Origin of the sequence: Microbacterium sp. SCN 69-37 (assembly GCF_001724435.1) — a bacterium.
Classification (GTDB): domain Bacteria; phylum Actinomycetota; class Actinomycetes; order Actinomycetales; family Microbacteriaceae; genus Microbacterium; species Microbacterium laevaniformans.
The window spans coordinates 48395-65589 of record NZ_MEEL01000031.1 but is presented as its reverse complement, the minus strand read 5'-3'; the positions used below and the strand labels follow the sequence as shown (position 1 = coordinate 65589).

At 69.6% G+C, this 17195-nt stretch carries 21 protein-coding genes; 9 read left to right on the top strand and 12 right to left on the bottom strand.

The window, feature by feature from the left end:
* Positions 1 to 8: 8 nt before the first annotated feature.
* Together ABS64_RS09815 and ABS64_RS09810 are read left to right on the top strand one after the other, a co-directional pair.
* Positions 9 to 308, top strand: a complete 300-nt coding sequence (locus ABS64_RS09815; RefSeq protein ID WP_036322021.1) for a DUF3467 domain-containing protein — start codon at positions 9 to 11, stop codon at positions 306 to 308.
* A 301-nt stretch (positions 309 to 609) separates the two neighbouring features.
* The gene (locus ABS64_RS09810; RefSeq protein WP_036287510.1) at positions 610 to 1611 is read left to right on the top strand and encodes a magnesium and cobalt transport protein CorA; all 1002 of its coding nucleotides are present in this window, start codon (positions 610 to 612) and stop codon (positions 1609 to 1611) included.
* Between the two features lie 70 nt (positions 1612 to 1681).
* On the opposite strand, the gene upp is transcribed toward ABS64_RS09810, so the two are convergent.
* Positions 1682 to 2314, bottom strand: a complete 633-nt coding sequence (upp, locus tag ABS64_RS09805; RefSeq protein ID WP_292683282.1) for a uracil phosphoribosyltransferase — start codon at positions 2312 to 2314, stop codon at positions 1682 to 1684.
* A gap of 22 nt (positions 2315 to 2336) precedes the next feature.
* On the opposite strand from upp, the gene ABS64_RS09800 reads away from it, so the two are divergent.
* Entirely contained in the window at positions 2337 to 2804 is a 468-nt protein-coding gene (locus tag ABS64_RS09800; protein WP_061682450.1) for a nucleoside deaminase, read from the top strand.
* A 14-nt stretch (positions 2805 to 2818) separates the two neighbouring features.
* Here ABS64_RS09800 and ABS64_RS09795 read toward each other — a convergent pair whose 3' ends face one another.
* Together ABS64_RS09795 and ABS64_RS14690 are read right to left on the bottom strand one after the other, a co-directional pair.
* Complete coding sequence (locus ABS64_RS09795) at positions 2819 to 3931, bottom strand: alpha/beta hydrolase (protein WP_292683279.1); 1113 nt, start codon at positions 3929 to 3931, stop codon at positions 2819 to 2821.
* 47 nt (positions 3932 to 3978) lie between these two features.
* The gene (locus ABS64_RS14690) at positions 3979 to 4233 is read right to left on the bottom strand and encodes an aspartate/glutamate racemase family protein (protein WP_363331280.1); all 255 of its coding nucleotides are present in this window, start codon (positions 4231 to 4233) and stop codon (positions 3979 to 3981) included.
* Between the two features lie 29 nt (positions 4234 to 4262).
* On the opposite strand from ABS64_RS14690, the gene proC reads away from it, so the two are divergent.
* Complete coding sequence (proC, locus tag ABS64_RS09785) at positions 4263 to 5096, top strand: pyrroline-5-carboxylate reductase (protein ID WP_292683277.1); 834 nt, start codon at positions 4263 to 4265, stop codon at positions 5094 to 5096.
* Between the two features lie 75 nt (positions 5097 to 5171).
* Here the strand turns inward: proC and ABS64_RS09780 are convergent, their stop codons facing one another.
* The 3 genes from ABS64_RS09780 to ABS64_RS09770 all read right to left on the bottom strand — a co-directional run bounded on the left by ABS64_RS09780 (position 5172) and on the right by ABS64_RS09770 (position 8503).
* Positions 5172 to 6167, bottom strand: coding sequence for a hypothetical protein (locus ABS64_RS09780; protein ID WP_292683275.1), 996 nt, complete (start codon positions 6165 to 6167; stop codon positions 5172 to 5174).
* Positions 6168 to 6396: 229 nt separating this feature from the next.
* Complete coding sequence (locus tag ABS64_RS09775; protein WP_036287495.1) at positions 6397 to 7068, bottom strand: TrkA family potassium uptake protein; 672 nt, start codon at positions 7066 to 7068, stop codon at positions 6397 to 6399.
* Positions 7061 to 8503 (bottom strand): potassium transporter TrkG, encoded by a 1443-nt coding sequence (locus ABS64_RS09770; protein WP_292683272.1) that lies wholly within the window; start codon positions 8501 to 8503, stop codon positions 7061 to 7063. The genes ABS64_RS09775 and ABS64_RS09770 overlap by 8 nt, the downstream gene beginning before the upstream one ends.
* A 70-nt stretch (positions 8504 to 8573) precedes the next feature.
* On the opposite strand from ABS64_RS09770, the gene ABS64_RS09765 reads away from it, so the two are divergent.
* The 5 genes from ABS64_RS09765 to ABS64_RS09745 all read left to right on the top strand — a co-directional run bounded on the left by ABS64_RS09765 (position 8574) and on the right by ABS64_RS09745 (position 10063).
* A complete protein-coding gene (locus ABS64_RS09765) occupies positions 8574 to 8981 on the top strand; it encodes a metalloregulator ArsR/SmtB family transcription factor (protein WP_005049783.1) in 408 nt (135 codons plus the stop codon).
* Between the two features lie 108 nt (positions 8982 to 9089).
* The gene (locus tag ABS64_RS09760) at positions 9090 to 9281 is read left to right on the top strand and encodes a helix-turn-helix domain-containing protein (RefSeq protein ID WP_005049784.1); all 192 of its coding nucleotides are present in this window, start codon (positions 9090 to 9092) and stop codon (positions 9279 to 9281) included.
* A gap of 20 nt (positions 9282 to 9301) precedes the next feature.
* Positions 9302 to 9400 (top strand): AURKAIP1/COX24 domain-containing protein, encoded by a 99-nt coding sequence (locus ABS64_RS09755; protein ID WP_003792170.1) that lies wholly within the window; start codon positions 9302 to 9304, stop codon positions 9398 to 9400.
* A gap of 94 nt (positions 9401 to 9494) precedes the next feature.
* Positions 9495 to 9764 carry a glutaredoxin family protein gene (locus tag ABS64_RS09750; protein WP_198013028.1) on the top strand — a complete coding sequence of 90 codons (270 nt, stop codon included), beginning with the start codon at positions 9495 to 9497 and terminating at the stop codon, positions 9762 to 9764.
* Positions 9761 to 10063: a Dabb family protein gene (locus tag ABS64_RS09745; RefSeq protein ID WP_016464300.1), complete on the top strand. Its 303-nt coding sequence runs from the start codon at positions 9761 to 9763 to the stop codon at positions 10061 to 10063. The genes ABS64_RS09750 and ABS64_RS09745 overlap by 4 nt, the downstream gene beginning before the upstream one ends.
* 9 nt (positions 10064 to 10072) lie before the next feature.
* Here the strand turns inward: ABS64_RS09745 and ABS64_RS09740 are convergent, their stop codons facing one another.
* The 6 genes from ABS64_RS09740 to ABS64_RS09715 form a co-directional block, all read right to left on the bottom strand.
* A complete protein-coding gene (locus ABS64_RS09740) occupies positions 10073 to 11791 on the bottom strand; it encodes an AMP-binding protein (RefSeq protein WP_292683264.1) in 1719 nt (572 codons plus the stop codon).
* Positions 11792 to 11878: 87 nt separating this feature from the next.
* Positions 11879 to 13072: a mechanosensitive ion channel domain-containing protein gene (locus ABS64_RS09735; RefSeq protein WP_292683262.1), complete on the bottom strand. Its 1194-nt coding sequence runs from the start codon at positions 13070 to 13072 to the stop codon at positions 11879 to 11881.
* Positions 13073 to 13188: 116 nt separating this feature from the next.
* Positions 13189 to 14292, bottom strand: coding sequence for an ABC transporter ATP-binding protein (locus tag ABS64_RS09730; protein WP_292683260.1), 1104 nt, complete (start codon positions 14290 to 14292; stop codon positions 13189 to 13191).
* Positions 14289 to 15083: an ABC transporter permease subunit gene (locus ABS64_RS09725; RefSeq protein WP_292683258.1), complete on the bottom strand. Its 795-nt coding sequence runs from the start codon at positions 15081 to 15083 to the stop codon at positions 14289 to 14291. The genes ABS64_RS09730 and ABS64_RS09725 overlap by 4 nt, the downstream gene beginning before the upstream one ends.
* On the bottom strand, positions 15080 to 15988 hold the full coding sequence (locus ABS64_RS09720) for a hypothetical protein (RefSeq protein WP_016464305.1): 909 nt from the start codon (positions 15986 to 15988) through the stop codon (positions 15080 to 15082). The genes ABS64_RS09725 and ABS64_RS09720 overlap by 4 nt, the downstream gene beginning before the upstream one ends.
* Positions 15985 to 17115, bottom strand: coding sequence for an extracellular solute-binding protein (locus tag ABS64_RS09715; RefSeq protein ID WP_005049795.1), 1131 nt, complete (start codon positions 17113 to 17115; stop codon positions 15985 to 15987). The genes ABS64_RS09720 and ABS64_RS09715 overlap by 4 nt, the downstream gene beginning before the upstream one ends.
* Positions 17116 to 17195 lie beyond the last annotated feature (80 nt).

Sequence of the window (17195 nt, the reverse complement as noted above, 5' to 3'; positions counted from 1 at the left end):
AGCGCGACATGAGCGATGAGATGCCCCGGCAGTTCGAGATCGATCTGCCGCCGGAGGCGATCGCCGGCAGCTTCGCCGACTTCGCCAACGTCTGGCACACGCCCGACGTCTTCGTGATGGATTTCGTCTCGCTCGTGCGCCCCCCGCAAGCCGGGGTGGATGCCGATGGCGCTCCCGTCACCGTCGTTCCCGGGCGGGTGGTGCAGCGGGTGCGCATCCCGCCGCAGCAGGTGTTCGAACTCGCGAAGGCGCTCACCCAGCAGCTGGAGTTCTGGGAACAGGAGACCGGACGACGCGCCGAAGGGTGAGGCAGCCCGTCTCCGCGGCCGCGCACGGTCGTGCCGGTGCGCGTCATCTTGGGGGGATATACTCCCGGAGGCTCGTCCCCGTGCATCCGATCACGACGAGCCGTGATCAGAGGCGGTGAGACACCATGGCAGACGATAGTAGGCGCGCCGCGGTGGTCGCCGCCGGCATCCTCTCGCTCTGAGGCCGGCGCACCCGCGGCGCTCTCGCGCGTGCCGCCCCGGCACGCACGGACGTGCGCGCGATCCTTCGCGCGTGCCCGTTCGCGGCGCCCGGCGACCGCGTGTCCTCGAGGAGAGACCCATGACCCTGATCGACAACGCCGTCTACAAGGACGGCGTGCGCGTCGCCACCCCCGCCTCGCTCGACGAGGCCTATGCCCTCCAGGAGGCGCACGCGGGTTTCGCGTGGATCGGCCTGTACCGTCCGTCGGACGAAGAGTTGGCCTCCGTCGCGACGGAGTTCGAACTGCACCCGCTCGCCATCGAGGATGCGGCTCTGGGGCACCAGCGCTCCAAGGTCGAGCGGTACGGCGACACGCTGTTCGTCGTGCTGCGTCCCGCGCGCTACGACGACGAGCGCGAAGAGCTCGACATCGGCGAGCTGCATCTGTTCGTCGGCCCCGACTTCGTCATCACCATCCGTCACGCCGAATCGCCCGATCTCGGGGCCGTGCGGCGGCGCCTCGAACAGCAGCCGGAACTGCTGGCGCTGGGATCGGAAGCGGTGCTGTACGCCGTACTCGACCGTGTCGTCGACGAGTACGAGCCTCTGGTCGCCGGCATCGAGAACGACATCGACGAGATCGAGGACGACCTGTTCGGAGACGCCGACGACGATGCCCTCTCGCGCCGCATCTACGAGCTGTCCGGAGAGCTGAACCGCTTCGCGCGGGCCACGCACCCGCTCGTCCCGATCATCGAGTGGCTGCAGCGCGGCCACGACGCCTACCACGTCGACATCGAGTTGCAGCGGCGGCTGCGCGACGTCCGCGACCATGCCCTCCGCGTCACGGAGCGCATCGACGGTTTCCGTGCGGTGCTCGACAAGGCGCTCATCGTGCATTCCGCGCTCGTCTCGCGTCGCCAGACCGAGGTGAATCTGGCCCAGAACGAACAGGTGAAGAAGATCTCCTCGTGGGCGGCGATCATCTTCGCCCCGACGCTGATCGGCACGGTCTACGGCATGAACTTCGACGTCATGCCCGAACTGCACTGGGAGTACGGCTACCCCGTCGCTCTCGGCGTGATGGTGGCTTTCCCCACCGTGCTCTACCTGATCTTCAAGCGGCGGCGGTGGCTGTGAGCCTCGTTCGTCCGTCCCGTTGCGTCACTCTCGGCATCCGATAGCGACGACACGGGGCGGATGAAGCCGGTCAGACCGTGCCGTAGAGGCGGTCGCCGGCGTCGCCGAGGCCGGGCACGATGTAGCCCTTCTCGTTCAGGCGCTCGTCGAGCGCACCGAGCACGAGGGTCACGTCGCGGTCCCCGACGAGCTCCTCGATCTTCGCGACGCCCTCGGGCGCGCCGAGGATGCAGATCGCGGTCACGTCCTGCGCGCCGCGGGCGAAGAGGAAGTCGATCGCCGCGCCGAGCGATCCACCGGTCGCGAGCATCGGGTCGAGAACGAAGCACTGGCGGTCGCTGAGGTCGTCGGGAAGGCGCTCGGCGTACGTGTAGGGCTGCAGGGTCTGCTCGTTGCGCGCCATGCCGAGGAAGCCGATCTCGGCGGTGGGCAGCAGCTTCACCATGCCGTCGAGCATGCCGAGGCCGGCGCGCAGGATCGGCACCACGAGGGGTCGCGGCTCGGAGATGCGCACCCCGGTCGTCGTCGTGACGGGCGTCCGGATCTCGACCTCTTCGACGCGCACGCTGCGGGTCGCCTCGTAGGCGAGCAGCGTCAGCAGCTCCTCGGTGAGCTGACGGAACACCGGCGACGGTGTGCGCTCGTCGCGCAGCACGGTCAGCTTGTGGGTGATGAGGGGGTGATCGGCAACGTGCACGCGCATGATCTCAGCCTACGCTGAAGGCATGAGCCTGCCCGTGCGTGCCGACGACGAGAACGCGCTGCGTCGCGCGCTCGCGCTCGCCGCCGAGGCCGCTGCCGCGGGCGAGATCCCGGTGGGTGCCGTCGTGAGGGATGCCGCGGGCACCGTGATCGGCGTCGGACGCAATCGGCGCGAGGCCACGGCCGATCCCACCGCCCACGCGGAGATCGTGGCGCTGCGCGAGGCCGCGGCATCCCTCGGCACCTGGAATCTGGAGGGGTGCACGCTCACGGTCACCCTCGAGCCCTGCCTGATGTGCGCGGGCGCCATTCTGCAGGCGCACATCACACGCGTCGTGTTCGGCGCGTGGGACGAGAAGGCGGGAGCGGCCGGATCGGTGTACGACGTGCTGCGCGACCGTCGGCTGCCGGTGCGGGCCGAGGTGGTCGGCGGCATCCTCGAGGACGACGCGCGCGCTCTGCTGCGCACCTTCTTCGACGCCCGTCGCTGACGAGGTGCCCCGGCTCAGTCGGAGGAGCTGAGGATGATCGCCTCGGTGGGCGGGGCGGGATCGGCCGGCCGGCCGATGTAGCCGATGTTCTCCAGCAGGGCGCGGCGGAACTGTGCGGGCCGCTCCAGGTGCGGCGCGTGGCCGACGCCCTCGAAGACCACTTCGGTGACGGTGCCTCCCGCCGCGCGGTAGGCGTCGAGCACGTCGCGGGTCTGCGACACCATCTCCTGCGCGGGGGCGAGCTCAGCGCCCGGCCACCCCGGGATCACGCCGAGCGCGCCGAGGTGGTTGGTGTCGAAGAACGAGGCGTCCGAGACGATCGCGTCGGCGGAGCCGCGCACCCAGAGGACGGGCGGCTTGGGACTGATCTCCACGATCGCCGACGTGTCGAAGTACTGCGGCGCCATGGTGTTCAGCACGCCCAGCCGCCCGGCGGCGAATCCCGGCCAGTTCTCGCTGGCGACGCTGTCGCCGGGGTAGTTGCCCGTCGCGGTGGAGGTGGTGTTCATCGACTCGACCCAGATGTCCTCGTGCTCGCTTGCGTAGCCGGGCGCGACGTAACCCGAGCGGAAGACGCTGCGCGGCGATGTGGGGGCCTCGTCGGTCGTGTCGCGGTCGGTGAGGCGCTGGACGAAGTCGGGGTTGGCGCCGCCCGCACCGCAACCCGCATCGTCGGCGGTCACGCGCGATCCGTCGCGGCGGGTGCCGCCGAAGCCGTAGGGCGAGACCGGAGCCTGCAGCGTGAGGGAGCGTGCGGGGTGGTCGATCGCGTACTGCATGACCACGCCGCCGCCCATCGACCAGCCGACGAGGTGGGCCGTCTCGATGCCCAGCGCCTGCAGCGTGGCGAACACGTCGTCGCTGAAGTCACGGACGCCGCGCGTCGCGTCGACGGGCGCGCCCTCGGTCTCGCCGAAGCCGCGGAGGTCGATGGCGACGACCCGCAGATCGCTGGGCAGATCCTGCATGAGCTCCTGCCAGAACAGGCTGGACGACACGTTGCCGTGCACCAGGATCACCGTCTGATCCGCGGTCGCGGCCGGGTTGTCGCCGCGGCGTTCGAGGATGCCGACGCGCAGGCGATCGGTGTCGATGATCCGGGAGGTGATGCCGTCGAGGAGCGTCATGACCGCATCCTACTCCGACGACCTGACGTCATGAATGAACTTTCAGGTCAACAGGCGGAGAGCTCCCAGGGGTGGTCCTGACCACACCTTCTCGCGGTCGCGCGGCGCGTACGGACCGGCCGTACTGGTGCGCTGCCGAGGGTGACGAGGCTCTCGGCCCAGCGCACGGCGGCGGCGACGCCGTCGACCACGGGCACCCCCAGCCGGCGCTCCAACTCGGCATCCAATCCGGCGAAACCGGCGCAGCCGAGCACGATCACGTCGCGCCGTCGGCGAGCACGCGGGCAGTGGTTTCTCTGCACGCCTTGCGTTCCTCTGCGAGGATGAGGGCATGGCTTCCCCCCTCCCTTCGATCGCGATCCTCGGTGCCGGCTCGATGGGAGGCGCGATCTTGCAGGGCCTCGTCCGCTCGGGTGATGCCTCCGCGATCACCGTGACCAACCGCACCGCTGCGCGCGCTGAAGCCTTGGTGGGGCTCGACGGCGTCACGAGCCTCTCGCTCGAGGCCGACGGCGACGCGAACACGGCCGCCGCCGCAGCCGCCGACATCGTGCTCATCGGCGTGAAGCCCGTGATGGTGCCCGATCTGCTCCGCGAGATTGCGCCCGTGCTGCGTCCGGGGACGATCATCGTGAGCCTCGCCGCGGGTGTCACGATCGCGACATTCGCGTCCATCGTGGGTGAGGATGTCTCGGTGATCCGCTCCATGCCGAACACCCCCGCGGTGGTCGGCAAGGCGGTGACCGGCCTGTCGGCGGGCCCCACGGCATCCGCGGACGAGCTCGCACTGGTGCGCCGGCTTTTCGCGACGTGCGGAGCGGTCATCGAGGTGCCCGAGTCGCAGATCGACGCCCTGTCGACGATCTCGGGGTCGGGGCCGGCCTACTTCTTCCTGCTGGTCGAGGAGCTCACCGAGGCCGCGCGCGGCAAGGGCTTCTCCGACGCCGACGCGCGCCTGATGGCCGAGCAGACCTTCATCGGCGCCGCGGCGCTGCTGGATGCCACGGGGGAGGACCCCGCCGAGCTGCGGCGGCGCGTCACCAGCCCCAAGGGCACCACCGAGCGGGCGATCGCGGTACTGCAGGGCGCCCGCCTGGACGGCGTGTTCGCCGAGGCGACCGACGCCGCCCTCGCCCGCGCCAAGGAGATGGCCGCCGGCGCCTGACCCCCCGCCCGCGAGAAACCACTTTCGGCACGAGAAACCACCACTGCAGGTGTGTGTCGTCGCCGTTGTGGTTTCTCACTGCGGCCGGTGAGGGAGAGCTCGGGGCGTCTGGCGCAGGCTCGCCAGTCCGGCGCGGTCGCGCGGGCGGACGAGCCGGACGGCCGCGCGCTGCAGGGCGGTGGCCAACGGTTCGACCCGCACCGCATCCGCCATTTCCCAGCGTGCGACCGGGTGCCCCGCGCGGCGCAGACGGTCCTCGCGGCGCTTCTCGTCACGGAAGCGCAGCGCGGCTCTCTCGAGCGCGTCGTTGTCGCCGATCCCGTACTTGCCCCAGCCGTCGCTCTTGCCGACCGTGCGGCTCGACGGGAACAGGAAATCCGTGCGGTCCGTCACCCCCTCGTAGCGGAACTCGGCCTGCAGCACCGGGTCTTCGAAGCCGCACCAGCGGATGACGGCGCGGCTGACGCTCTCGCCGGGCGACTCGGCGCGCGCATCCGCGTGGGCCCAGACCCACGCCAACCGCGCGACGCCCCGGCGGGAAGCCTGCGACGCGGCCCGCTCGCGGAGATCGTCGACGACGAGCATGCCGCTCTGTCGGGGCGAGATCGCGGCATCCACGACGGCGAGCGCCTGCGCGGGCGGAAGCACGCGGGCGAGATCGACGACGGCATCCGCCGGCGACGTACACAGGATGCCGTCGACGCGCACGATCTCCCGCGCGTCCGTGCTGGTGTGCACGCACACGTCGCCGAACCGTCGGGACGCCGTGCGGTCGGGATCGAACACGTGGATGTCGCGCGTCTCGCCGAACAGCGGCAGGCCGAGCAGCACCGCGGCGGACTCCAGGCACAGCACGGCGTCCGGGTGGGCGAGCGCGAACGCGTGCACCCGCAGCGCGTACCGCTGCCACGGCGCCAGCCGCGCCGCCGCGGCAGCATCCACGTACACGCCGCGGCGCACCCGCGCGAAGCCGGGTCCGCTCACCCCCAGCTGCAGCACGCGGGCCTCGGCGGAGGTGACGAGCGGAAGCGGTGACCGGGTGGTGGCACGGTCCGTCGGCAGGTGCGGCATCCGCAGATCATGCCCCGGCACCCGCGCCCGCGCGCCCACATCCCCACCCTCCCCGCGGCCGTCCCCTCCCGCGCCGCCTGGGGAGGAGCCCCCGTGCGGCGGCGAGAAACCACCGGCGCGTCGAGAAACCACGCGCGGCAGGGTTTCTCGCGCCGCAGATGGTTTCTCGCGGGCGCGGCGGGCGGGCGGGCGCGGCGGGTGGGCGGGCGGGCGGGCCCGGATGCCGCGGTCAGCGGTCGAGGGAGGCGAAACGCTCGATGTCGCTGTTGGTCCCCGACACGATGATGAGGTCGTGGTTCGTGACGACGGTGTCGGCCTCGGCGTAGCGGAAGGGCTTGCCCGGGCTCTTCACGCCGACGACCGTGACGTTGTACTTCGAGCGCACCCCCGACTCGTTCAGACCGATGCCGCGGATGAACTTCGGCGGGTACATCTTGGCGAGCACGAAGTCGTCGTCGAAGCGGATGAAGTCGAGCATCCGGCCGCTGACCAGGTGCGCGACGCGCTCGCCGGCCTCGCGCTCGGGGTAGATGACGTGATTCGCGCCGACGCGGGCGAGGATCTTGCCGTGGCTCTGCGAGACGGCTTTCGCCCAGATCTGCGGCACCTTCAGATCGACCAGGTTCGCCGTGATGAGCACCGAAGCCTCGATCGACGAGCCGACGGCGACGACGGCCACCTGGAAGTCCTGGGCGCCGATCTGCTTGAGCGCTTCGATGTTCTTGGCATCGGCCTGCACCGTGTGGGTGACGCGCTCGGACCACTTCTGCACGAGCTCGAGGTTGTCGTCGATCGCGAGGACTTCGCGGTCGAGGCGGTCGAGTTCGCCGGCGCACGCGGCTCCGAAACGGCCGAGGCCGATCACCAGGACGGGAGCATCGCTCCGGATCTGCTCAACCAACGATCGGCCTTTCGACGGGCAGCGAGTAGTGCTGCGATCGGCTCGTCGCGGCGACGGCCGCGGCGAGAGTGACGGTACCCACACGGCCCATGAACATCGTCGCCGCCATGACGTAGACGGCGAGATCGGGCAGGTCCTGCGTGATCCCGGTGGACAGTCCGACGGTCGCGAAGCCCGAGACGACGTCGAAGAGCACGTACTCGATCGGATATCGCGTGATCTGGGCGATCGTGATGGTCGACACGGCGACGATCGTCGACCCCCACGCGACGACCGACAACGCCACGCGCTGCACATCGCTGGGGATGCGGCGGCCGAACGCCTGCACGCTCGGTCGTCCCTTGGCCTCGGACCAGACGGCGAGGGCGAGGACGGCGAGGGTGGTCACTTTGATGCCGCCGGCGGTGGATGCCGAGCCGCCGCCGATGAACATGAGCATCGAGCCCACGACGAGAGACGATCCGTGCAGCTGCCCGATGTCGACGATGGAGAAGCCCCCCGAGCGCGTCATCGCGGACAGGAAGAATGCTTGGAAGGTCGTGTCCCAGGCATCCATCCCGCCGAACGTCTTCGGGTTGTCGTACTCGAGCAGCAGGAACACCGCGGCACCGGCGAAGAACAGGATGACCGTCGTGATCAGGGTGAGCTTGGCGTGCAGCGACCAGCGGCGGACGTGGAGGTGGTGGCGCCACAGCGCGAAGATGACGGGGAAGCCGATGGAGCCCAGGAACACCCCCGCCATCAGAAGCGTCAGGAAGAGGTAGTTGTGCGCGAACGGGGCGATCCCCTCGGCGTTCGGCGCGAAGCCGGTGTTCGTGAACGACATCGCCGCGTAGTACGGCGCCTCCCACAGTGCGCTCAACGGATCGACACCGCTCGCGAGCAGCGACGGATACAGCAGCACCGCGAGTCCCGCCTCGATCACGAGGGTCGACAACGCCACGGTGGCCAGGAGCTGGCCGACCTCGCCCAGGCGCACCGCCTGGCCCTCGTTGACGGGTCCGCCGTGGGCGCGCAGGGGGTTCGTGTCGCCCGCGGCGATCAGCTTCGCCCGCAGGCCCAGGCGCTTGGAGATCACCAGGCCCAGAATGGATGCCAGGGTCAGCACCCCCATCGCGCCCACGTTCACGCCGATGTAGACGATCAGGTGACCGAACGCGCTCCAGTGCGTGCCCATGTTGACGGTCGAAAGCCCCGTCACGCAGATCGTCGACACCGCGGTGAACAGGGCATCGGCGAACGGCGTGACCCGACCGTCGGCGGATGCCGCGGGCAGCGAGAACAGTGCGGTGAACAGCAGGATCAGCGCGAGGAAGATGCCGACGGCGAACCGCGACGGCGATGCCGTGGTCGCGTCGCGCAGTCGATCACGGGTGGCTGCGAGTGAGGTGCGCAGGGAGCGCCATGCACGGGCACCCGCGGTGTCGCCCGTCATGGTCCGCCCCTCTCTGACGAAGAACCGTTGACATGGTACTCCGCGCCGCGGCGCGGGCTAACCTATCGTCATGGCGGACATCTTCGACGTGATCGCCGACGGTACCCGTCGGGACATTCTGCAGCTTCTGCGCGAGCGCGCGTCGGCGGGCGAGCATGGCACGAGTGTGTCCCACATCGTCACCGACCTGGGCGTCAGCCAGCCCACGGTCTCCAAGCACCTCAAGGTGCTCCGTGAGGCCGAGCTGGTGACGGTGCGCGAAGAGGGCCAGCACCGCTATTACAGCCTGTCGCCGGCGCCGCTGGACGCGGTCGATGACTGGCTCGTCCCCTTCCTGGACGAAGATCTCCTTCCCGCCCCCGCGGGCCCCTCGACGCTTCCCGAGCCCGCGGTCGCGGCGGCCGACCTGGTCGGGCGCGCGGCGGCATCCGCGAAGCATGCGTGGGACAGTGCCTTCAAGCGCTTCCCCGGTCGTTGAACACACGAGTCACACCGATCACACGGGTTTACACGCGGCGCACAGAGACCCTAATGTTGGTTCACAGCAATGCGGAGGCACCGCATCGGGTATCGGTGGGGGAATGGGATGCCGGACCTTTCTGACGTGCGTTTTCTGACGGTCGCGGAAGTGGCCGAGATCATGCGCGTGTCGAAGATGACCGTGTACCGCCTGGTGCACGCCGGCGAGCTCCCGGCCGTGCGATTCGGTCGCAGTTACCGCGTGCCCGAGACGGCCGTCACCGAGGCCGTGCAACGTCCTATCGCCGACGTCGGCTAGACTGATCCGAGGGCATTTTTGTGGGTTCTGTCATCAAGAAGCGCCGCAAGCGCATGGCGAAGAAGAAGCACCGCAAGCTGCTTCGCAAGACTCGCCACCAGCGCCGCAACAAGAAGTAATTCGTCGCGGCACGCTGCAAACGACACCGAGCGCCTGTCTCCGAGATCATCGATCCGGGACGGGCGCTTCGTGTTCTCCGGCAGAATGGATGCCGTGACCACCCTCACGATCATCTCCAAACCGGACTGTCACCTGTGCGATGTCGCACGGGAGATCGTGGAGGGCGTGGTCGCTGACCTGCCCGAAGACGCCGTCGACGTTCAGGAGCTGTCGATCACGGATGACCCCGCGCTGTACGCGCAGTGGTGGGAGAAGATCCCCGTCGTCCTGATCGACGATCGCCTGCACGCCCATTGGCGTCTCTCGCCCGAGCGCCTTCGTGCCGCGCTCGCCGCCCCCGACCGAGAGGACACCCCTCGATGACCCTTCGCCACGTCGTCGCCTTCCGCATGGCCGCCGCCGATGCGGACGACCGTGCCGCGCACGCCGCGGAAGCGGCCCGCAGGCTCAACGCCCTCGCGGGCGTGGTGCCGACGCTGCGGGCGATGAGCGCGGGCGCCAACATCCTCTTCCCCGGCCAGAACTGGGATCTCGTGCTCGTCGCCGACTTCGACGACGTCGCGGGTCTGGACGCGTATCAGGTGCACCCCGCCCACGAGCACGTCGCGGCGTTCATCGGCACGATCCGCGCCGAGCGGGTCGCCGTCGACGTGGAGATCTGAGCCGGCGCCTCAGCGGAAGTCGCGGTCGCTGAACTCGCCGGCGGGCCGTTCGACCGATGCGGCTTCGGCCGCGCGCAACTCGACGCGGCGGATCTTGCCCGAGATCGTCTTCGGGAGCTCCTCCACGAACTCCAGCCGACGCACGCGCTGGTAGGCCGACAGGCGGGCGCGCGCATGCGCGAAGATCTCGCCGGCAGCGGCGCGCGGGTCGCCGGTGGCCGCTGCGCTCAAGCGCACGAAGGCCTTCGGCACCGCGAGGCGAAGCGGATCGGGGCTCGGGACGACGGCGGCCTCGACGACCGCCGGATGCTCCAGCAGCACCGACTCGAGCTCGAACGGCGAGATCTTGTAGTCGGAGGCCTTGAATACGTCATCGCTGCGCCCGACATACGAGAGGTAGCCGTCCTCGTCGCGGGACGCGATGTCGCCGGTGTGGTACAGCCCGTCGTGCAGGGCACGAGCGGTGCGCTCCGGGGCATCGTGATACCCGTCCATGAGCCCCAGGATGGGCGTGGACACGTCGAGGCAGATCTCGCCCTCGTCCACGCCGCGTTGGCCGGTCTCGGGATCGACGAGCACAACGGGGTAGCCGGGCAGAGGCCGTCCCATCGACCCGTCCTTGACCACCTGGCCCGGTGAGTTTCCGATCGCGCACGTCATCTCGGTCTGACCGTATCCGTCGCGGATCGTCGGGCCCCAGGCGGCGCGCACCCGCGAGATCACCTCGGGGTTCAGCGGCTCCCCGGCCCCCAGCAGCTCGCGGGGCGGCTTCGTGAGCAGGCCGAGGTCGGCCTGGATCAGCATCCGCCACACCGTCGGCGGGGCGCAGAAGGTCGTCACCTGGTGGGTGTCCATCACCTGCATGAGGGTGGCGGCGTCGAAGCGTTCGTACGTGTAGACGAACACCGTCGCCTCGGCGAGGAAAGGCGCGAAGAAGTTGCTCCAGGCGTGCTTTCCCCAGCCGGGCGAGGAGATGTTCATGTGGACGTCGCCGGGGCGCAGCCCCAGCCACCAGAGTGTCGAGAGGTGGCCTACCGGGTAGGAGACGTGCGTGTGGCGCACGAGCTTCGGGGTGGCGGAGGTGGTGCCGGAGGTGAAGTACAGCAGATTGAGGTCGTCGGCCGGCGTCGGCCCCGACGGGACGAACACCGCCGTGACCGTGTGCGAGCCGTCGAACGAGACCCAGTCCGCCGGCGCACCGGCGCCGACGGCGATGCGCAGGATGCCGGCGGTCGCGGCATCCACCGCGCTCGCCGTTTCGCTCGGGGCGATGACCGCGCGGGCGCCGCTGTGCGCGATGCGGTAGGCGAGATCGTCGGACGAGAGGAGAGTCGTGGTGGGGATGGCGACGGCGCCGAGCTTGGTGAGGCCGAGCATGACCTCCCACAGTTCGATCGTGTTGCCGAGCATCACGATGACGTGATCGCCGCGCTGGAGTCCCTGCTGTGCGAGCCAGACGGCGACGGCGTCGGAGCGGCGGGAGAGCTCGCCGTAGCTCCACGAGCGCGCCGTGAGGTCGGCGTCGACGATCGTGACGGCGGCGCGGTCGGGGTGCTCGCCGGCTACCACGTCGAACCACTCCAGTGCGAAGTTGAAGGCGGACAGCTCCGGCCAGGCGAAGCCGGACACGGCGCCGTCGTAGTCGTCGCGGTGCGCGAGCAGGTGATCGCGTGCGGCGCGCACCTTCTCGGTGGCGTCGGTGGCGGGTCGGATGGGGGAAGTCGTCATGTCATCCGCGTGAGGCACTCGGTCAGGCTACGCCCTGAGCGATCCGTACGGCGGTATGCGACGCCGGCGACGCGCTGTCGGAACTCGTCAGGCGGGGCGCTCGGCGCCGTCGTCGGCGGCGCCGGGGACGATCGGGATCGCCTGCGTGAACGCGCGGGCGCGCTGTTCCGCCTCGGGGGATCCGGTGAACAGTCCGGTCGAGCCGGTGTCGGGGGCGGTCTCTCCCTGTGCCGATGCGGCCGGCGGGGTCTCGGCATCCTCGATCAGCACACGCTGCACAGGGAGAGCCCCGGGCGTCTCACGGTGCACCCAGTCGACCAGGTGCTCGCGCACGTAGCAGCGCAGGTCGAACAGCGTCGGCGCATCGATCGCCGTGACCAGCACCCGCACGCGGACGAATCCGTTCGTCGCATCGGTGACCTGCAGAACTGACGCGCGCCGGTCCCACAGCGGGGTCTGCTCGAGAACCCGCGCGAGCTCCTCGCGCATGCGCGCCGGCGACACGCGCCAGTCCAGGTCGAGCTCGACGGAGCCCAGCAGCTCGCTGCCGGTGCGCGTCCAGTTCTGGAACGGCTTGGTGGTGAAGTACGTGCAGGGAAGCACGAGCCGGCGGTCGTCCCAGATGTCGACGACGACGTAGCTGAGCGTGATCTCCCCGATCCGGCCCCACTCTCCCTCCACCACGACGACGTCGTCCACGCGCAGCGCGTCGCTGAAGACGAGCTGCACGCCGGCGAAGATGTTGGCCAGCACTGACTGCGCGGCCAGTCCCGCGACGACGGAGGCGATGCCGGCCGAGGCGAGCACGCTCGCGCCGACGGCGCGGACGGCGGGGAAGGTCAGGAGCATCGCACCGATCGCGATGATGACGATCAACGCGATGGCCAGCCGGCGCAGGATGAGGACCTGGGTCCTGATCCGCCGGGCGACCCGGTTGTTCGGCACGTCGATGCGGTAGCGTCCGAGCGCGAGGTCGCCGGCGAAGGCGACCAGCTCGGCGAGCAGCCAGGCGCTGGCGAGGATCGAGGCGATCGTGAAGAGCTGGCTGACCAGCGGCATCCACGTGGCGTCGCCGGGAGCGACCACCGCGACCGCGATCCACAGTGCGAACACCAGGATGAGTACGCGGAACGGCCGTCGGCCGTGGCGGATGAGGCGCGTCGGCCAGTCGGCGCGCCGTGCCATGAGGCGAACGATCAGCGTGATCGCGACGGTGAACAGCAGCGCCGCAACCACCGCGATGGCCACGCCGATGGCGAGTTCGAGCCAGTTGTCCCACATGGAGGTCTCCTTCGGTGGGGGAGCATCCAGGCTAGGCGCGGCGCCGGGGTGCGACGCAAATCCGGTGCGGACTGTCAGTCGGTCGGTGGATGTCGAGGTCCGCGGGCGTCCGGCACTCAGACCCGCCGCACGGTGACGGGCGCGGGAACCAGTCTCACCCGCACGCGCTGGCCGTACTCCAGCCGCTCCTCGGCGCTATGCTGGGCGTGCACCATGATGCCGTCGGTGGTACGCAGCACCGTCCGCCGGAAGCTGCCCAGGAAAGTGCTCTCCTCCACCTGTGCGCTGACGCCGGCATCGGATGCGGACGACGTGTCGGGTGCCACGCGGACGTTCTCCGGGCGTACGAGCGCCTCGACCGGACCCTCGGCCGGGTCGCCTTGTATGGGTAGGCGCGTGCCCCACACCGTGACGCTGCTACCGGTGGCGAGCCCTGGAAGGGCGCTGGAGAGCCCCACGAAGGCGGCGACGGCGGGCGTCTGCGGGCGCAGATACAGATCTTCCGGCGTTCCGATCTGCTCGATGCGTCCGCTGTCCATGACGGCGATGCGGTCGGATACGGCCAGCGCCTCCTCCTGGTCGTGCGTGACGAAGACCGTCGTGATGCCCAGGCGCAGCTGCAGACGGCGGATCTCATCGCGCAGCTGGACGCGCACCTTGGCATCGAGCGCCGACAGCGGCTCGTCCAGCAGCAGCACGCGCGGCTCGGTGACGAGAGCGCGGGCGAGCGCGACACGCTGTTGCTGGCCGCCGGACAGCTGATGCGGGAAGCGGTCGGCCAGGTTCGCGAGGCCGACGAGCTCGAGCGCTGCGGCGGCCCGCGCCGCCGCAGCGGCGCGGGCGACTCCTCGCCGGCGCAGCCCGAAAGCGGTGTTCTCGAGCACCCGCAGGTGCGGGAACAGCGAGTACGACTGGAACACCATGCCGATGTCACGCTTGTTCGTGGGCACACGCGAGACGTCGCCGCCGCCCAGCATCACCGATCCGCTGTCGGCGGTTTCGAGACCGGCGAGCACACGGAGGGCCGTCGTCTTACCGCATCCCGACGGTCCGAGCAGCGAGACGAACTCTCCGGGAGCGACGTCGAGGTCGACCCCGTGCAGTACGCGTGTCCCGCCGAAGCTCTTCACGATGCTCTGCAGCTGCACGCGCGTGCCGGTGCCGGCCCCGGTGAGCAGCAGGTTGTCGGCGGTGCGGGGGAGAGCTCGGTCGATGGTCATGGACGGGCCTTTCGCGTGCCGCGCGCGGCACGGCCGATGAGGAGCAGGAGGGTGAAGGCCAGCACGAGCGCCAGCAGAGTGAAGATCGCGGGCGTATAGGGATCTTGTTTCTGCACGACCACCATGGCGGTCTGGAAGACCTGACGGTTGAGCAGGGAGGCGATGGTGAACTCGCCGAGCACGACGGCGATCGAGATGAGCGACGCCGCCAGGAGCCCCTGTCGCAGGTTGGGCGCGAGCACCCGCACGATCACGGCTGTCCAGCCGGCGCCGAGCGACCGTGCCGCCTCGGCGAGCGTGCGGAGATCGACGGCGTCGATCGACGCCTGGATCGCGCGATAGGCGAAGGGAAGCACGGTGATGCCGTAGGCGAACGCCAGCGTCCACACGCCGGTACCGAACAGCCGGCCGATCTGCTGATAGATCGGCGCCAGACCCACGACCAGCACGATCGCCGGGATCGAGATGGGCAGCAGGACGGCGAATTCGAACGCCCGCCGCAACCGGGCAAAGCGCAGCGCGACCAGCACCATCGTCGGCGCCAGCAGCAGCAGCACGATGGCCACCGTCACCACGCAGAGCACGAGGGAGTTACCCAGGCCCGTCCACAGCGGCTTGAGGGCGGCGACGGTGTGCGGATCGAACAGGCCCGTCCATCGGCTCCACGAGAGGCTGCCATCCGGCATCCGCAACGTGTAGATCAGGGTCGAGACGAGTGGGATCGCGAAGAACGCTCCGACGACGATGCCGACGATCGCGCGGGTGAGCGGCGAAGGAGTGAGCCGATTCATGCCTGGTACCACCGAGCTGCGCGCCGCTGGACAGCGGAGTAGACGAACATGACGATGCCGACCACGACGATCATCCCGAGGGCCAGCGCGCCGGCGAGGTTCTCGCGCCCGAGCACCGTCTCGCTCGTCAGCGCGCTGCGGATGCGTAGCGGCACGATCTCGGCTCCTTGGCTGGCAAGGGCGGCCGCGGTGGCGTACGACGAGAACGCATTGGCGAACAGCAGCAGCAGGCTCGCGAAGAAGGAGGGCGCCAGCACGGGGATGCCGACATAGCTCCAGAACGCGCGGCGCGAGCCCCCGAGCGTGAGCGTCGCTTCGGCCCACTGCGGACGCAGCGCCGAGAGGGCCGGCATGAACGTGATGACCATGAGCGGGATCTGGAAGTAGATGTACGGCAGGACCAATCCCGGCAGGTCGTACAGCCAGGTGCCGTTGGCGAAGATGTCGATGCCGAACGCGTCGAGCAGAAACAACCTGACGACGCCTTGCAGGCCGATCGTCGCGATGAACGCGAAGGCCAGCATGACGCCGCCGAACTGCGCGAGCACACCGGCCGCGGCATCCACTGCCGAGCGCACGAGGCCTTCGGGATGAAGGCCGAGCATCGCGTAGCAGACCAGTGCGCCCGCGAGTGCGCCGATGACCGCGGTCAGCAGGGACAGGCCCGCAGAGTTGGCGAAGGTCTCGACGATCAATGGATCGCCGAGCGCCGTGATGTTGTCCCAGGTGAACGCGCCGCGGCGATCGAAGAACCCCGAAGCGACCGCGAGTACCGAGGGCAATGCGAGAAACAGCAGCACGTAGGCGGCGAACGGAACCAGGCCCAGCCACGACCACGAACCGCGACGGGCGGGGGTGGATGCGGATGCCGCGGCATCCACCCCCGCCGTGGTGACGACGGTCACTGGACCGCCGTCGCCCACTTCTGACCGAGCAGCGTGCCGGCGGCCTTGGACTGCGCCTCGGTGGGAACCACCGTGTCGGCCGGAGCCTTCGGCAGCGCCGCGGCGAGGGTCGCATCGATGGTGCCGGCCGTGGTCATCGCGGCCATGCGGGCCGGGCGGGCGCCACCCTTGAGCCAGAGGTTCTGCACCTCGTCGCTGTAGAGGAACTCCTGCCACAGGCGGGCTGCCGCTGGGTGGGGAGCCGTCTTGTTGATGGCTTGGTTGTAGTAGCCGGCGTAGCCGGTGCCGTCGAAGACGACGACCTTCCAGTTCGGGTTGTCCTTGCGGTGTGCCGCGTTGAGGTAGTCCCAGTCGAAGACTACGGGTGTTTCGCCGCTGGCCACCGTGGAGGTCGTCACGTCGACCTTCAGCAGGTTGCCGGCCTTCTGCAGCGAGCTGAAGAAGTCGATGCCGGGCTGGAAGTCGTCGAGCGTTCCGCCGGACTGCACGGTGGCCATTCCGACCGCCGCGAAGGCCGCTCCGGCCTGGGTGGGGTCGCCGTTGAGCGCGACCGCGCCCTTGTAGGTCGGGCTGAGCAGATCGGTGAGCTTGGTCGGGGCCGGGAACTTAGAGGAGTCGTAGCCGATCGACATGTACCCGCCGTAGTCGCCGACGAACAGGCCGGACGGATCCTTCAGGGTGTCGGGCACGTCGGCCCACGTCTGAACCTTGTAGGGAGCGAAGCGGTCGGTGTTCTGGAGGGTGACCGACAGGCCCAGATCGAACACGTCCGGCGCGGTGTCGAGGCCCTCATTCGTCTTGGCCGCCTGGATCTCTTCGGCGCTCGAGGCGTCGGGCGACTGTTCGTTGACGGTGATATCGGGATAGCGCTTCGAGAACAGCGAGATGATCTCGCCGTAGTTTGCCCAGTCGTGCGGCAGTGCGATCACGTTGAGCTGGCCCTCTGCCTTGGCGGCCTTCTCCAGGTCGGCGAAGGTGCCGAAATCGGCGACGCTCGTCGCGGCGGATGCCGAGGCGCCTCCGCTGGTGGCGGCCTCCGACGTGCCGGCGCACGCACTGAGGGCGAGGGCTGCGACGGCTGCGACGGCCGTGACCGCGATCGTGCGGCGCGCAAGGGTTCGGGACATGCTGTTCCTCTCGGGTCATCCCCGCGGGCACGACGATGCGTGCGGCGCGAGGGGGATGCGAGGAACGTACGGCTGCGCCG

Excerpts from the sequence above, each read along its gene's own strand:
- ABS64_RS09815 (WP_036322021.1), top strand. The coding sequence starts at position 9 with ATGAGCGATGAGATGCCCCGGCAGTTCGAGATCGATCTGCCGCCGGAG.
- ABS64_RS09810 (WP_036287510.1), top strand. The coding sequence starts at position 610 with ATGACCCTGATCGACAACGCCGTCTACAAGGACGGCGTGCGCGTCGCC.
- upp (WP_292683282.1), bottom strand. The coding sequence starts at position 2,314 with ATGCGCGTGCACGTTGCCGATCACCCCCTCATCACCCACAAGCTGACC.
- ABS64_RS09800 (WP_061682450.1), top strand. The coding sequence starts at position 2,337 with ATGAGCCTGCCCGTGCGTGCCGACGACGAGAACGCGCTGCGTCGCGCG.
- ABS64_RS09795 (WP_292683279.1), bottom strand. The coding sequence starts at position 3,931 with ATGACGCTCCTCGACGGCATCACCTCCCGGATCATCGACACCGATCGC.
- proC (WP_292683277.1), top strand. The coding sequence starts at position 4,263 with ATGGCTTCCCCCCTCCCTTCGATCGCGATCCTCGGTGCCGGCTCGATG.
- ABS64_RS09780 (WP_292683275.1), bottom strand. The coding sequence starts at position 6,167 with ATGCCGCACCTGCCGACGGACCGTGCCACCACCCGGTCACCGCTTCCG.
- ABS64_RS09770 (WP_292683272.1), bottom strand. The coding sequence starts at position 8,503 with ATGACGGGCGACACCGCGGGTGCCCGTGCATGGCGCTCCCTGCGCACC.
- ABS64_RS09765 (WP_005049783.1), top strand. The coding sequence starts at position 8,574 with ATGGCGGACATCTTCGACGTGATCGCCGACGGTACCCGTCGGGACATT.
- ABS64_RS09760 (WP_005049784.1), top strand. The coding sequence starts at position 9,090 with ATGCCGGACCTTTCTGACGTGCGTTTTCTGACGGTCGCGGAAGTGGCC.
- ABS64_RS09745 (WP_016464300.1), top strand. The coding sequence starts at position 9,761 with ATGACCCTTCGCCACGTCGTCGCCTTCCGCATGGCCGCCGCCGATGCG.
- ABS64_RS09740 (WP_292683264.1), bottom strand. The coding sequence starts at position 11,791 with ATGACGACTTCCCCCATCCGACCCGCCACCGACGCCACCGAGAAGGTG.
- ABS64_RS09735 (WP_292683262.1), bottom strand. The coding sequence starts at position 13,072 with ATGTGGGACAACTGGCTCGAACTCGCCATCGGCGTGGCCATCGCGGTG.
- ABS64_RS09730 (WP_292683260.1), bottom strand. The coding sequence starts at position 14,292 with ATGACCATCGACCGAGCTCTCCCCCGCACCGCCGACAACCTGCTGCTC.
- ABS64_RS09725 (WP_292683258.1), bottom strand. The coding sequence starts at position 15,083 with ATGAATCGGCTCACTCCTTCGCCGCTCACCCGCGCGATCGTCGGCATC.
- ABS64_RS09715 (WP_005049795.1), bottom strand. The coding sequence starts at position 17,115 with ATGTCCCGAACCCTTGCGCGCCGCACGATCGCGGTCACGGCCGTCGCA.